Here is a 14,005-nt window from a genome sequence, read left to right as displayed (position 1 = left end):
CTCCCCGCCATGCGGTACCGTCCCCACCCAATGAATCTCATCTGAAACTCACTCGATCGAGTGAGTCTGGTTGACCAGAAGGAGTCATTGGCCACACCGGCCCCTGGTCGACGCCGACCGCGAGGACGAGGGAAGAAGGCAAGGACATGGGACGCCACCGACGCTCCGACGCCGGCCGCGCCGCCACGGGCCGCGCCACGGGGGGCACGGAGAACGTCGGCCCCTACACAGGCGGCCACGAGCCGCAGGACTCGTACGCGGGCCTCCGTTTCGGGACGGGCACCGCGGCCTACCTGCACCAGGAGGCCTACGCCGACGCCAACGCGCGCAGCTCCGCCTACCTGTACGCGAACGAAGAGGACTACGCCCGGGCCGACGACACGGCCGTCTTCTCCAGCGAGGAGTTCGCCCCGGTCATCGGCGGCTCCCCGGCGGGCGGCAGCGGGCACCGGCGCAGGAAGAAGGCCGCGCGGCCCATGCGCACGGGTCTGCTCGGCGTCTCGGCCGCCGTCGCCATCGGCACCGTCGCGGTGGCCACCGGTGTGGTGCCGGGCCTGGAGAACTACAAGCTCGGCGGCAACACCAGCACCACCGGCGGCGACCGGGTACAGGCCGACGGGGTTCCCAGCAACACGGCCGCCGAGCAGGGCGGCACCTCCGGCAGCGCCGAGAGCCGGGACTCCGGTTCCTCGACCAGCAGGGACACCCAGCGCTCCGGCTCGCCCACGGAGACGGCCGCCGCCTCCGCCCCGGCCTCCGCCTCCTCGTCGCCCGCGCCGACGAAGACGGCGTCCGAGAAGCCGGCGCCCAGCGCCACGCCGTCCAAGAAGGCGACGGCCACGCCCACCAGGTCGGCCACCAAGGCGCCGGTGAGGACCGCCGCGCCGGTCACCGTGTCCGAGGCGGCCGCCGCCGAGGCCGAGGTGCTCAAACTGGTGAACGAGGAGCGGGCCAAGGTCGGCTGCAGCGCGCTGTCCGTGAACTCGTCCCTGACCAAGCTGGCCGAGACGTTCAGCGAGGACATGGCCGCGCGGGACTTCTTCGACCACACCGACCCGGACGGCAAGACGCCGTGGGACCGGGCCGCGGCCGCCGGCATAGCCAACCTGGGCGGCGAGAACATAGCCCGGGGCCAGGCCACCGCCCAGGCCGTCATGGACGCCTGGATGAACAGCGAGGGCCACCGCGCCAACATACTGAACTGCGACTTCAAGACCCTCGGGGTCGGCGTGCACTTCGGTTCGGGCGGCCCCTGGTGGACGCAGGACTTCGGCTACTGACCCGTCCCGACCGCTCCAGGGTGCGCTAACCGACAGTTAGCGCACCCTGTTGGCTAGCGCTGTGCTCGCTTACGCTTGGCACATGACCATCAGCACTCAGGACCGTCCCGGGGAGGCGCATCCTCCGTACGACGCCTTCGCCCGGGGCTGTCCCTCGCGCACCACCTTGGAACATGTCATGGGCCGCTGGGGCGGGCTGACGCTGAGCGCGCTGCACGAGGGGTCGTTCCGGTTCAACGAGCTGCGCCGGCGCGTGGACGGCGTCAGCGAGAAGATGCTCTCCCAGACCCTCCAGGCGCTGGAGCGCGACGGCCTGGTGCATCGCGAGGCCCAGCCGACCAACCCGCCGCGGGTCGACTACGAACTCACCCCGCTCGGCCGCGAGGTCGCCGACCGCCTGCTGTCCGTCGTCCACTTCGTGGAGAGCCGGATGGACGAGGTGCTGGCCGCCCGCGAACGCTACGACGCGACGCGCGGCACCCGCTGACACTTCGGGCAGAAGTAGCTGGACCGGTTCATCCAGGGGCGCCTGCGCATCGGCGTGCCGCACCGCCGGCAGGGCAGCCCCTCCCTGCCGTACGCGTCCAGTGAGCGGTCGAAGTAACCCGACTCACCGTTGACGTTGACGTAGAGGCTGTCGAAGCTGGTGCCGCCGACGGCCAGGGCCGCGTTCATCACGTCCCGTACATGGCCGAGGAGTTCGGCGGTGCGCGGGCGGGTGAAACCGGCGGTGGGGCGCTCGTAGTGGAGACGGGCCCGCCAAAGGGCCTCGTCCGCGTAGATGTTGCCGACCCCGCTGATCAGCGACTGGTCGAGCAGCGCCCTCTTGATGGTGGACCGCTTCCGGCGCAGCGCCTGGTGGAAGGCTTCGTCGTCGAACAGCGGGTCGAGGGGGTCGCGGGCGATGTGCGCGATGACGTCCGGCAGCCCGTCGAGGGTGTTGTCGTGCAACGACAGGCCACCGAAGGTGCGTTGGTCGACGAACCGGAGTTCGGTGCCAAGGCCGTCGGCGAACCGCACGCGGATCCTGAGGTGCTTCTCGTCCGGTGTCTCGTGCGGCTGCACCAGCAACTGACCGCTCATGCCGAGGTGGGCGAGGATCGACTGGTTGGTGTCCTCCAGCGGCAGCCACAGGTACTTGCCGCGCCGGCTGGGGGTGCCGACGCGGTGGCCCTTGAGCCGGTGCGTGAAGTCGTCGGCGCCGGCCAGGTGCCGTCGTACGGCACGCGGGTGCAGCACTTCGGTCTCGGCCACGACACGATGGGCGACCCATCGCTCCAGGCCACGCCGTACGACCTCGACCTCGGGCAATTCGGGCATCGCGTCTCCCGTGCAGGACCCTGGACGATGCGAGCGCCCGGCCCTGGGAAGGGACCGGGCGCTCGGATCGTCGCGCTGTTCTTCAGGCGGAGGCGGCGGACGACGAGTCGTCGTCCTCCTCGGCCGCGGCGGCCTGCTCGGCTGCCGCTGCCGCCTTGGCTGCCTTGGCCCGCTCGTCCGCGGCGGCGCGGATGGCGCGCCAGGCGGACTCGGCGGCCTGCTGTTCCGCCTCCTTCTTGCTGCGGCCGGTGCCGGTGCCGTACGAGACGCCTCCGACGCGGGCGGCAGCAGTGAAGGTCTTCTCGTGATCGGGGCCGGTCTCCGTGACCAGGTACTCGGGCACGCCGAGGCCCTCCGTCGCGGTGAGCTCCTGGAGACTGGTCTTCCAGTCCAGGCCGGCTCCGAGGTTCGAGGACCTGTCGATCAGCGGGTCGAAGAGCCGGTGCACCAGCTCGGACGCCGAGTCGAGGCCCTGGTCGAGATAGACCGCGCCGATCACCGCTTCCAGGGTGTCGGCGAGGATGGACGCCTTGTCCCGGCCGCCCGTGCCCTCTTCACCGCGGCCGAGCCGGATGAAGGAACCCAGGTCGAGACCGCGACCCACTTCCGCGAGCGCACGCGAGTTCACCACCGCTGCCCGGAGCTTGGCCAGCTGGCCCTCGGGCAGGTCCGGGTGGGTCTTGTACAGCGTGTCCGTGACGACGAGGCCGAGGACGGAGTCACCGAGGAACTCCAGCCGCTCGTTCGTCGGCAGGCCGCCGTTCTCGTACGCGTAGGAACGGTGGGTCAGCGCACGCACCAGAAGGGCGGACTCGAGCTGGTAGCCGAGCCGCCCTTCCAGAAGCGTGTGGGACGAGGCCGTGTTGTCCGTTTTCTTCTTGGCGGTTGGGTCCGCCTTGGCGTCTTCCGCCTTCTTGGGACTGGACACAGTGCCTCTCACCTGGCCGCTCAGACTTCGAGGACCTGGCGCTTGTTGTAGGTGCCGCAAGACGGGCACGCGATGTGCTGCTGCTTGGGCTCGTGGCAGCGCTCGCACGCAACCAGGGTGGGGACCGCAGCCTTCCACTGCGACCGGCGGTGGCGCGTGTTGCTGCGCGACATCTTCCGCTTCGGAACAGCCACGGCTACTTCTCCTGCTTCTCGTCGACGCCCGCTTCCGCGTCAGCGCCGCTCATCTCGTCCTTCTCGCCGTCCTTCGTGGAACCGGCGAGTCCCTGCAAAGCCGCCCAACGGATGTCGACGGCGTCGTGGTGGTGGTCCGGGTCGTCCGCGAGGCGGGCTCCGCACTCGGAGCACAGCCCTGCACAGTCGTCCTGGCACACCGGCTGCATCGGCAGTGCGAGCACCACCGCATCACGCAGCACGGGTTCGAGGTCGAACAAGCCGTCCTCGATGAAGTACCTGTCCTCGTCGTCCTCGGCGTCGTCGCCCGGTTCCGCGATCACGCGGCCCCGGTCGTCGGCGTCAGGGTACGAGAACAGTTCCTGGAAGTCCGCTTCGAGCTCCTGCTCGACCGGCTCCAGACACCTTACGCACTCCCCCTCGGCCTGTGCACGGGCGGTGCCTGTGACGAGCACACCTTCCATCACCGACTCGAGCCGGAGGTCGAGCTCCACCGGGGCGCCTTCCGGCACTCCGATGACCCCCTTGATACCGAAGTCCTCGGGGGCGTCGATCGTGCGGGTCAGGCGCTGCAGCGCGCCAGGACGCCGCCCCAGCTCGTGTGTGTCGAACACGAACGGGTTGCGGTGGTCGAGGCGTGCGTGAGGAGCCATTCCTGCTTTCGATCTTCGAGTTCAGAGGAACGCCGTCCGGAAGACTTCTCCGGGCAGCGGTGATCGCGAACGTAGACGCGACCGAAGAGCCAGGATACTGGACCTTTCGCTGTCGGCCCAATCCGCTGGCCTTCGGCCCGTTGGCTACAGGCCCCGGCCCTGCTCGTACGCCCTCAGCTGCTCCGGCGTGATCATGCCGGTGTCGAAGAGGCTGGTCTCGTCCAGAGCGTACGACTGGTGCTGGACCGGCTGCTGCTGGGGGTCGTACACGGGCTGCTGACCGGTGTCGTAGCCCTGGTAGGCGTAGGGGTCGGCCTGCTGGTAGCCGTAGGGGTCCTGCTGGGCGTAGGCGGGCTGCTGCTGCGGGTAGCCGCCGTAGGGGTCCTGCTGCTGCGGGTAGCCGTACGGATCCTGCACCACGGGCTGCTGCACCGGCTGCTGGTCGTACTGCGGCTGCTGCTGGGCGGCGGCGGGCTGCTCGGCCGGTGCCGCCTGCGCGGCCTGGGCGTCCTGGTCGGCGAGGGCCGCGAGGTCGGCGAGGTAGTCGGCGTCGCTGGAGTGCTGGAAGGTCGTGTTGTCGTCGGCCAGGGCGCCGAGGGCGTCGGAGGCGATCCGGCCGTGCAGCTTGGCGCGGCCCTTGCCGACGGCCTCCAGGGTCTTGGCGAGGACCGCCTCGAAGGCGCCGAGCTTGACGTCGACGTAGGCGTCGGCGTCCCGGCGCAGGGTCTCGGGGTCGTGGCTGCGCTCGGGGGCGTCCTCGTCCTCGTAGCCCTGCTCGTCCAGGCCGGGGCCGGTGCCGAGGAGCTTCTCGCGGCCACGGCCGACCGACCCGAGGGTCTTGGTGAGGACGACCTCGAAGTTGGCGAGCTTGGAGTCGACGTAGTCGTCGGCGTCGGCGCGGACCTCCTCCGCCTCCCGGCGGGCCTCGCCGAGGATCCGGTCGGCCTCCGCCTGGGAGCGGCGGGCCACCTCGGTGTCGGAGATCAGCGAGCCGCGCTCGGCGTGCGCGGTCTCGATGATCCGCTCGGCCTCCATGCGCGCCTGCTCGACCATCTGTTCACGGTCGCCGATCAGCTCCTGGGCCTGGGCGAGGGAGCCGGGCAGCGCCTGGCGCAGCTCTTCGAGCATCGCGAGCAGGTCGGCCCGGTTGACCACGCACGACGCCGACATGGGCATGGCCCGGGCGCCGGAGACCGTGGCCACGATCTCGTCGAGCTTGTTCTGTACGTCCACCCTGCGCTCGCCACTCTCTACAGCTGTGTTGGAGACGGACGGGACGACTGTAGCCCCATCAGTCCCGGTGAATACGCTTGTTGAGGGCCTCGATAACGGCCGCCGGAACCAGGTGCGACACGTCCCCGCCCCATTGGGCGACCTCCTTGACCAGGGAGGACGAGAGGAAGCTGTAGGTGGGGTTGGTCGGCACGAAGAGCGTCTCCACGCCCGACAGACCGATGTTCATCTGGGCCATCTGCAGCTCGTAGTCGAAGTCGCTGACGGCTCGCAGGCCCTTGACGATGGCGGGGATCTCGCGCTGCTTGCAGAAGTCGACGAGGAGGCCGTGGAACGCCTCGACGCGGACGTTCCCGTAGTCGGCGGTGACCTGGCGGATCAGGTCGATCCGCTCGTCGATCTCGAACAGGCCCTTCTTGGACTTGTTGATCATCACTGCGACGTAGACCTCGTCGTAGAGACGGGACGCACGGGCAATGATGTCGAGGTGTCCGTTGGTGATCGGGTCGAATGACCCGGGACAGACGGCGCGGCGCACTAGTGATCCCTCGCTCTCCGGTCCGGTCATCGTGCGTCTTCGCACGTAGAGGCGGCGCGACCGTACCAAAACGTTCCCTCGCCGTAGCGACGGGACCGGAGGGCCTCGAAGCCGGTCGGCCAGTGGAAGTCGCCGCCTCTGGTGCTGCGCTCCACGGTGACGAGCGCCTCCGGCGCTAGCCAGCCCCCCGAGTGGAGTGTGAGGAGAATCTCCCGAAGATCGTCGTCGGAGACGGCGTACGGGGGGTCCAGGAAGACGAGGTCGTACGGCTGCGCGGGCGCCGGCGACTGGACGATCTGTTCCGCTTTGGCCGCCCGCACCTCGGCGCCGGGCAGGCCCAGGTTCTTCACGTTCTCCCGTACGACGCGGGCGGCTCTGGGGTCGGCCTCCACGAGGAGGGTGTGGCCGGCGCCCCGGGAGAGGGCCTCCAGGCCTACGGCTCCCGACCCGGCGTACAGGTCCAGGACGCGTTCGCCGTCCAGGGGGCCGCCGAGGAGGGACTGCCAGGTGGAGAAGAGGCCCTCGCGTGCGCGGTCGGAGGTGGGGCGGGTGCCTGTGCCGGGCGGCACCGAAAGGCGCCGTCCGCCTGCCTGGCCGGCGATCACGCGGGTCATTTCGAATCCTCGGTCCGGGGTGGTTACGGATTCAGTTTGGCAGGCGGTACGTCGTGGTTGCTCGCGCCCGCGCGGCGGTGGCCGCATATCGACACAGCCCCGCGCCCCTTCACGTGGGGCAGCCTCACCCCTTCTCCAGGTACTGCTCTCTCTCCTCGTCCAGGAGGGCGTCCAGGGCCGTTCGTAGCCCCGGGAGGTCGGCAAGCTCCGGGTCCCTCGCCACCAGCGCCGTCGCCTCTTCCCTCGCCTCCGCGATGATCTCCTCGTCCTCGATCACCGCCAGGACCCTCAGGCTGGAGCGGGCTCCGGACTGGGCCTGGCCCAGGACGTCGCCCTCTCTGCGCTGTTCGAGGTCGATGCGGGAGAGCTCGAAGCCGTCCAGCGTCGAGGCGACAGCCGTCAGGCGCTGGCGGGCCGGGCTCGCCTCGGGCATCTCCGTGACCAGGAGGCAGAGGCCGGCGGCGGAGCCGCGCCCGACCCGGCCGCGCAGCTGGTGCAGCTGGGAGACGCCGAAGCGGTCGGCGTCCATGATCACCATGGCGGTGGCGTTGGGGACGTTCACGCCGACCTCGATGACCGTGGTGGCGACCAGGACGTCCATGTCGCCGGCCGCGAAGCGGCGCATCACCGCGTCCTTGTCGTCCGGATGCATCCTGCCGTGCAGGACCTCCACCCGCAGGCCGCTGAGCGGGCCCTTGGCGAGGTGGTCGGCGACGTCCAGGACGGCCAGCGGAGGGCGCTTCTCGGCTTCGTCCTCGGCCGTCTTCCTCGCCTTCTTCGGGTCCTCCTCCTCGTCTCCGATGCGGGGGCAGACGACATACGCCTGGTGGCCGTTGCCGACTTCCTCGCGGACCCGCTCCCAGGCGCGGGCCAGGAAGTGGGGTTTGTCGGCGGCGGGGACGACATGCGTGGCGATCGGGGAGCGGCCGGCCGGCAGCTGGTCCAGGACCGAGGTCTCCAGGTCGCCGAAGACCGTCATGGCGACCGTGCGCGGGATGGGGGTCGCCGTCATGACGAGGAGGTGCGGGGGTTGGGTGCCCTTGCCGCGCAGGGCGTCACGCTGTTCCACGCCGAAGCGGTGCTGTTCGTCGACCACCACCAGGCCCAGGTCGTGGAACTGGACCTTGTCCTCGATCAGCGCGTGGGTGCCGATCACCAGACCGGCGTCCCCGGTGACGAGGTCGAGCATGGCCTGGCGGCGGGCGGCCGTGCCCATCGAGCCGGTGAGCAGGACGACCTTGGTGGCGTGCTCGGCGCCGCCCAGCATGCCGCCTTCCGCCAGCTCCCCCATCATCTCGGTGATCGAGCGGTGGTGCTGCTGGGCCAGCACCTCGGTGGGCGCGAGCATGGCCGCCTGGCCGCCCGCGTCGACCACCGCGAGCATGGCACGCAGCGCCACCAGGGTCTTTCCGCTGCCGACCTCGCCCTGCAGGAGGCGGTGCATCGGGTGTTCGGTGGCCAGGTCGTCGAAGATCTCCTTCGAGACCTTCTGCTGGCCGTCCGTGAGGGTGAACGGGAGACGGTCGTCGAAGGCCGTGAGGAGGCCGTCGGGGCTGGGTCTGCGGGCCACCGCGGGGAGTTGGGCGTCGGTGTGGCGGCGGCGGGCCAGGGCGACCTGGAGGACGAAGGCCTCGTCCCACTTGAGGCGGTCGCGGGCCTGCGCGATGTCCGCCTTGGTGTGCGGGCGGTGGATCTTGAGCAGGGCCTCGGGGAGGGAGACCAGACCGCGGCCCTCGCGGAGGGCCGGCGGAAGGGGGTCCAGGGCCTCCTGGACGCTCGGCAGCACCGTCTGGATCGCCTTGCCGATCTTCCAGGACTCCAGCTTGGCGGTGGCCGGGTAGAGCGGGATCAGGGCTCCGGCCCAGGTCTCCACCGATTCGGCCGGGTCCTCGCCGCGGAGCAGTTCGTAGGCCGGGTGGGCCAGTTGGAGGCGGCGGTTGAAGACCGAGGCCTTGCCGGCGAACATCGCGCGCGTGCCCGGCAGGAGTTCCTTGTGGGGCTTGTGCACGCCGTTGCCGAAGAAGACCAGTTGGAGCCGGCCGCTGCCGTCGGTGATCGTGACCTCCAGCCGCTGGCCCTTGCCGCGCGGTGCCTTGGAGGAGGCGAACGAGTGCAGGCGGGCGTCGGCCACCATGGCGACCACGGTCACGTGTTCGTCCATGGGCAGGTCGGCGAGGTGGGTGAGCTGGCCGCGCTCCTCGTATCTGCGGGGGTAGTGGTGCAGGAGATCGCCTACCGTGTGCAGGCCGAGATGCTCGGCCATCACCTTCGCGGTGGCTGGGCCGAGCACCTTCTTCAGTGGTTCTTCCAGTGCGGGCACGAGATCCATTGCACACCACGCCACTGACAATGCCGTATATGTCTCGGGAAACCCCTGGTCAGACGGCCGTTTTGAGTCATAGGATGGCGCGCTCCGGCCATCCTTCCGCGGTCACCACCCCACCAGGGACCGCCCGACCCCGCGCCGACCACGTCTTCCCCCCTCCGGCGTAGCGACGATGGACTCCCAGACCTCACAGTCATCTCAGGCATCACAGTCACCTCATACGTTCCAGGTCGACCTGCGTGGTCTGGTGGACCTGCTCTCCCACCACCTGTACTCCAGCCCCAAGGTCTACCTGCGCGAGCTGCTGCAGAACGCGGTGGACGCCATCACCGCCAGACGGGCCGAGCAGCCCGACGCCCCGGCGCGGGTGCGGCTGTACGCCGACGGCAGTGCCCTGCGGGTGGAGGACAGCGGCGTCGGGCTCACCGAGTCCGACGTGCACAGCCTGCTCGCGACCATCGGGCGCAGCTCCAAGCGGGCGGACGGGCTGCAGGAGGCCCGCTCGGACTTCCTGGGCCAGTTCGGCATCGGACTGCTGGCCTGCTTCGTGGTCGCCGAGCGGATCCGGGTGGTCAGCCGCAGTGCCCGCACCCCGGACGCGCCGCCCGTGGAGTGGACGGCCCGCGACGACGGGTCGTACACCGTGCGGACGTTGGCGCCCGAGGAGCGGCCCGAGCCCGGCACCACCGTGCATCTGGTGGCACGGGCGGGGGCGGCGGAGTGGCTGGACGAGCGACGGGTGCTCGCGCTGGCGCGGGACTTCGGTTCGCTGCTGCCCTACGACGTCCGGGTGGGCGACGAGGCGGTCACCGACCTGCCCGCGCCCTGGGACCGGCCGTACCCCTCCCCCGGCACCCGCCGGGTGGCGCTGGCCCGGCACTGTCAGGAGCTGTTCGGGTTCGCGCCGCTGGACTCGATCGCCCTCGACGTGCCGGTGGCCGGGATCCGGGGGGTGGCGTATGTGCTGCCGTCGGCGGTGAGTCCCGCCCAGCGGGCGACCCATCGCGTGCACCTCAAGGGCATGCTGCTCACCGAGCGGGCCGAACAGCTGCTGCCGGACTGGGCGTTCTTCGTGCGCTGTGTCCTGGACACGGACAGTCTGCGGCCGACCGCCTCGCGCGAGTCGCTGTACGAGGACGAGACGCTGGCCGCCGTACGGGAGGCGCTCGGCGAAAGGATTCGGTCCTGGCTGACCGGGCTGGCCGCCGGTGATCCGGAACGGCTTTCGGCGTTCCTGTCCGTGCACCACCTGGGTGTGAAGTCGCTGGCCCGGCACGACCAGGAGATGCTGCGCACGATGCTGCCGTGGCTCCCCTTCGAGACCACCGACGGGCAGCTGTCCCTGGAGGAGTTCGCGCAGCGCCACCCGGTGGTGCACTTCACGCGGACGGTCGAGGAGTACCGGCAGGTCGCGCCGATCGCCTCCGCCCAGGGCATCGGGGTGATCAACGGCGGTTACACGTACGACAGCGAGCTGGTCGAGGCGCTGCCGTCGGTGCGGCCCGGGACAGTGGTCGCGGAGCTGGACGCGGACACCGTGACCGCGCATCTGGATGCGGTGGATCCGGCGGAGGAGCTGGCGCTGGCGGGCTTCCTCGCGGCCGCGCGGGCGAAGCTGGACCCGCTGGGCTGTGATGTCGTCCTGCGCGCCTTCCACCCGCTCTCCGTGCCCGCGCTGCACCTGGACGACCGGGCCGCGCGGCACGAGCAGGCCCGCGCGCAGGCCGAGGAACAGGCCGACGACCTGTGGGCGGGCATCCTGGGCTCGCTGCGCGGCAGCGCACCCCGGGCACGTCTGGTGCTCAACCATCTCAACCCGCTGATCCGGCGGATCAGTTCCCTGACGGACCCGGAGCTGATCGGCACCGCGAGCGAATCGCTCTACGGGCAGGCGCTGCTGATGGCCCAGCGCCCGCTGCGGCCCGCCGACTCGGCGCTGATCAACCGCTCGTTCATCGGCCTCCTGGAGTGGGCCACTCATGGGGAGGGTGACCGCTGATGGCCGAAACCGGCGGGATCGCGGACTTCGACTCGCTGCGCCGCGCGATGGCCGAGAACTCCGAGGAGCCGGAGGGTCCCGCCCGCAACGCGCGCGCGGAGCAGCTGCTGGCCGAGGCCGAGAAGCTGAACATCCCGCTCGCCGTGATCGAGGCGCTCGGGCACCAGCTGAAGGTCTACAACTACAGCTCCGAGAAGGACAAAATGTTCGTCCCCTTCGCGCGGCTGCTGCGCCTGTGGGACGAGCGGCCCGGGGACTTCGACGAGTACGAGACGCATTCCCTGTACTGGGTCTTCAAGTGGATGTCGGCCGGCATGCTCGACCAGCCGCACGTCCCGCTCGCCTCGATCGAGAAGTGGCTGGGCGAGATGGAGCACCGCTACCGGCTCGCCGGGCACTCCGAGCGGGCGGTGCGCAGCGCCGAGTTCAGTGTCGCCGGGCACGTCGGTGACTTCACGCGCGCGGAGCGGGCGTACACGGCGTGGCTGGCGGCGGACCGGGACCGGATGGCCGACTGCCACGCGTGCGAGCTGCACGGGCAGGGCGCCTGGCAGCTGCGCAACGGCCGGGACGCCGAGGCCCTGGAGCTGTGGCGGCCGGTCCTGGAGGGCGAGTACAGCTGCGCCCACGAGCCGCACACGGTCCTCGCCTCCTCCCTGACCCCGCTGCTGCGGCTCGGCCGGGTCGACGAGGCCCGCGCCCACCATCTGCGCGGCTTCCGGCTGGTCCGTCCCATGGAGAGCATGCGCGGCGCGTACGCGGACCACGTGGAGTTCTGCGCGCTGACCGGCAATGAGGCGCGCGGTCTCGAACTGCTGGCGGAACGTCCCGCCTACTTCACGGACAGCGGGCAGCCGCGCAGCCGGATGGACTTCCTGGCGGTGGTGACGCTGCTGATGGAGCGGCTGACCGAGCTGGGCCTCGGTGCGCAGCGGGTGCCGGGCCCCGCCGGGCGGGCGTGGAGCGCCGGGGAACTCGCCGTGCACGCGCGTGCGGAGGCCCTGGAGCTGGCCGCGCGGTTCGACACGCGCAACGGCACCTCCTATGTCGGCGACCAGTTGCGCGAGCGCATGGCCCAGCGGCCGCTGGTGGACCGGCTGCCGCTGGGCGTGCGAGCGGTGCGGACGGCGCCCGCCGGGCCGGTCGCGCCGGTTGTGCGGGCGCCCGCGCCGGAGCGGCCGTCGCTGCCCGCGCTGCTCGCCGAGGCGCGCCGGCTGTCGGACGCGCTCCAGCCGCACGCCCTGGAGGCCTGGGCGGCGGTCGCGGAGGCCGCCGAGAGCACCGAGGTGGACACCTACGTCCGCGCGGAGATCGCCGACCACACGGCGATGGGCCGCGGCCCGGAGGGCGTCGAGCTGTTCGAGCGGGCGGCCGAGCTGTACGCGGAGGCCGGTGACGAGGGCGAGGCGATCGCGGCACGCGCGCGTGCGGCCTACGTCCGCGCGCTGTCCGGGGAACTGGACGAGGCGACGGCGGCGATCGGCGAGCCGTACGACCGGATCCTCGCGCTGTACGCCGACGACGCCACCGGCGTACGGCAGACGGCGTCCGTGCTGATGAGCCGGGCGCGGATCCTGATGCGGTGGGTGCACGAGCGGTCGGAGGGCGCCGCCGACGCCGAGCAGGCCGTACGGGAGCTGCTGGCGCTCGTCGGCGGGCGCGGTGGGTCCGATGTGCGGCTGGTGTCCCGGGCGGCCGAGGGGCGGGCGATGCTCGCCGAACTGGCCGAGCACGCCGGCGACGAGGAGCGGGCGGGCGAGCTGTTCCGGCAGGCGTCGGCGCAGTTCGTCGGCGCGGAGCTGCCGTGGTTCGCGGTGGAGTACGAGGTGCGGGTGGCCGCGCTCGCCCATGAGCAGGGCGACCAGGCCGAGGCGGAGCGGGCGCTGCGCGCGGCCCTGGAGCACGGCGGGCCGTATGTGGAGCCGGTCGGGCGGGCCCAGCTCCATCTCCAGCTGGCCGAGGTGCTCGGCGGCCGGGGCGCGGCCGAGGAGGCCGCCGAGCACGCCCTGGAGGCCGCGCACTGGGCCGACGAGGCCGGGGAGAGCGGCACCCTGGGCGCCTGGGCGCGGCACCAGCTGGGCGGCTTCCTGCTGCGGCAGGGGCGGTTCGCGGAGGCCGCCGAGGTGCTGGAGTCGGCGCTGGCCGACCTGAGCGCCGAGACGCACGGCGACGGCGCGGTCGTCCAGACCCAGTGGTGGCTCGGGGACTGTCTGAGCGAGCTCGGCGAGCACCACGCGGCGGCCGAACGGCGGCTGCAGGCGGCCGAGATCGCCCGGCACTGGCCCGAGCAGCACGACCACGCCACCCTCGCGCACCTGGCCGCGGAGTCGCTGGGCAACGCCGGGCTGGCCGCCGAGGCGGACCGGGCGTACACGCGCGCGGGCGAGTTGTGGCGGGCGATGGGCAATGTGCACTTCCTGGTCCGCTCGCTGCGGGCCCGCGCGTGGCTGGCGCTGCGTACGGAGGCCGGGATGGCGGGCGCGCGGCGGCTGATGGCGGCCGCGGTGGCGGAGTGCGAGGCGGCGCTGGCCGGGCTCCCCACGCCCGCCGACCCGGCGGCCCGGGAGCGGCTCACCGGCGAACTCGGCCACACCCACCGGCAGTTCGGGGATCTGCTGGCCCGGTCCGTGCCCGAGGACGCGGAGGACGCGGCGATCCAGGACGCGTTCGAGGCGGCGCTGGCCGAGATGACGGCCGCGATCGCCGTCTTCGCCGAGCTGGGCGAGGACGGGCTGCACAGCCGTACCGGCGCCGAACTCGCGGCGGGCTGGCTGGAGGCCGACCTGAGCCGGCCGGCCGACGCGGCGGCACGCGCGCGTGCCGTGCTGGACGCCTACGAGGGCGCCGACCCGGACGACGAGACGGTCCGGGCCCGGCGGGCGGAGGCACGGCAGCTGCTGGAGCCCACGGAGGTGTGAAG

At 71.6% G+C, this 14,005-nt stretch carries 12 protein-coding genes; 4 read left to right on the top strand and 8 right to left on the bottom strand.

Annotated features, from left to right (window positions below; genetic code table 11):
• Positions 1-146 precede the first annotated feature (146 nt).
• Positions 147-1,280 (top strand): CAP domain-containing protein, encoded by a 1,134-nt coding sequence (locus tag ACWDGI_RS34880; RefSeq protein ID WP_450766006.1) that lies wholly within the window; start codon positions 147-149, stop codon positions 1,278-1,280.
• Positions 1,281-1,362: 82 nt separating this feature from the next.
• The gene (locus tag ACWDGI_RS34875; protein ID WP_450766004.1) at positions 1,363-1,767 is read left to right on the top strand and encodes a winged helix-turn-helix transcriptional regulator; all 405 of its coding nucleotides are present in this window, start codon (positions 1,363-1,365) and stop codon (positions 1,765-1,767) included.
• Here ACWDGI_RS34875 and mutM read toward each other — a convergent pair.
• The 8 genes from mutM to recG all read right to left on the bottom strand — a co-directional run bounded on the left by mutM (position 1,740) and on the right by recG (position 9,089).
• Entirely contained in the window at positions 1,740-2,600 is an 861-nt protein-coding gene (mutM, locus tag ACWDGI_RS34870) for a bifunctional DNA-formamidopyrimidine glycosylase/DNA-(apurinic or apyrimidinic site) lyase (RefSeq protein WP_450766003.1), read from the bottom strand. The two genes, ACWDGI_RS34875 and mutM, sit on opposite strands and share 28 nt — an antisense overlap.
• A gap of 82 nt (positions 2,601-2,682) precedes the next feature.
• Positions 2,683-3,540 carry a ribonuclease III gene (gene rnc, locus ACWDGI_RS34865; protein ID WP_450766001.1) on the bottom strand — a complete coding sequence of 286 codons (858 nt, stop codon included), beginning with the start codon at positions 3,538-3,540 and terminating at the stop codon, positions 2,683-2,685.
• An 8-nt stretch (positions 3,541-3,548) separates the two neighbouring features.
• Positions 3,549-3,722 carry a 50S ribosomal protein L32 gene (rpmF, locus tag ACWDGI_RS34860; RefSeq protein ID WP_003951102.1) on the bottom strand — a complete coding sequence of 58 codons (174 nt, stop codon included), beginning with the start codon at positions 3,720-3,722 and terminating at the stop codon, positions 3,549-3,551.
• Between the two features lie 2 nt (positions 3,723-3,724).
• Positions 3,725-4,375: a YceD family protein gene (locus ACWDGI_RS34855; protein WP_365804029.1), complete on the bottom strand. Its 651-nt coding sequence runs from the start codon at positions 4,373-4,375 to the stop codon at positions 3,725-3,727.
• 144 nt (positions 4,376-4,519) lie between these two features.
• A complete protein-coding gene (locus tag ACWDGI_RS34850; RefSeq protein ID WP_450765999.1) occupies positions 4,520-5,608 on the bottom strand; it encodes an ATP synthase F0 subunit B in 1,089 nt (362 codons plus the stop codon).
• Positions 5,609-5,666: 58 nt separating this feature from the next.
• Positions 5,667-6,146, bottom strand: coding sequence for a pantetheine-phosphate adenylyltransferase (gene coaD / locus ACWDGI_RS34845; protein WP_450766085.1), 480 nt, complete (start codon positions 6,144-6,146; stop codon positions 5,667-5,669).
• A 26-nt stretch (positions 6,147-6,172) separates the two neighbouring features.
• Positions 6,173-6,760 carry a 16S rRNA (guanine(966)-N(2))-methyltransferase RsmD gene (rsmD, locus tag ACWDGI_RS34840; protein WP_450765997.1) on the bottom strand — a complete coding sequence of 196 codons (588 nt, stop codon included), beginning with the start codon at positions 6,758-6,760 and terminating at the stop codon, positions 6,173-6,175.
• A 124-nt stretch (positions 6,761-6,884) separates the two neighbouring features.
• Positions 6,885-9,089 carry an ATP-dependent DNA helicase RecG gene (recG, locus tag ACWDGI_RS34835; RefSeq protein WP_450765995.1) on the bottom strand — a complete coding sequence of 735 codons (2,205 nt, stop codon included), beginning with the start codon at positions 9,087-9,089 and terminating at the stop codon, positions 6,885-6,887.
• A gap of 169 nt (positions 9,090-9,258) precedes the next feature.
• On the opposite strand from recG, the gene ACWDGI_RS34830 reads away from it, so the two are divergent.
• Together ACWDGI_RS34830 and ACWDGI_RS34825 are read left to right on the top strand one after the other, a co-directional pair.
• Complete coding sequence (locus tag ACWDGI_RS34830; RefSeq protein ID WP_450765994.1) at positions 9,259-11,085, top strand: HSP90 family protein; 1,827 nt, start codon at positions 9,259-9,261, stop codon at positions 11,083-11,085.
• Positions 11,085-14,003, top strand: a complete 2,919-nt coding sequence (locus ACWDGI_RS34825; RefSeq protein ID WP_450765992.1) for a tetratricopeptide repeat protein — start codon at positions 11,085-11,087, stop codon at positions 14,001-14,003. Before ACWDGI_RS34830 ends, ACWDGI_RS34825 begins: the two co-directional genes overlap by 1 nt.
• Positions 14,004-14,005: the final 2 nt, after the last annotated feature.

The organism is Streptomyces sp. NPDC001220, from assembly GCF_053597895.1.
The sequence above is the reverse complement of the archived record's forward strand: the minus strand, read 5'-3'. Positions and strand labels throughout refer to the sequence as shown.

Excerpts from the sequence above, each read along its gene's own strand:
- ACWDGI_RS34875 (WP_450766004.1), top strand. The coding sequence starts at position 1,363 with ATGACCATCAGCACTCAGGACCGTCCCGGGGAGGCGCATCCTCCGTAC.
- mutM (WP_450766003.1), bottom strand. The coding sequence starts at position 2,600 with ATGCCCGAATTGCCCGAGGTCGAGGTCGTACGGCGTGGCCTGGAGCGA.
- ACWDGI_RS34880 (WP_450766006.1), top strand. The coding sequence starts at position 147 with ATGGGACGCCACCGACGCTCCGACGCCGGCCGCGCCGCCACGGGCCGC.
- ACWDGI_RS34825 (WP_450765992.1), top strand. The coding sequence starts at position 11,085 with ATGGCCGAAACCGGCGGGATCGCGGACTTCGACTCGCTGCGCCGCGCG.
- recG (WP_450765995.1), bottom strand. The coding sequence starts at position 9,089 with ATGGATCTCGTGCCCGCACTGGAAGAACCACTGAAGAAGGTGCTCGGC.
- ACWDGI_RS34855 (WP_365804029.1), bottom strand. The coding sequence starts at position 4,375 with ATGGCTCCTCACGCACGCCTCGACCACCGCAACCCGTTCGTGTTCGAC.
- rsmD (WP_450765997.1), bottom strand. The coding sequence starts at position 6,760 with ATGACCCGCGTGATCGCCGGCCAGGCAGGCGGACGGCGCCTTTCGGTG.
- ACWDGI_RS34830 (WP_450765994.1), top strand. The coding sequence starts at position 9,259 with ATGGACTCCCAGACCTCACAGTCATCTCAGGCATCACAGTCACCTCAT.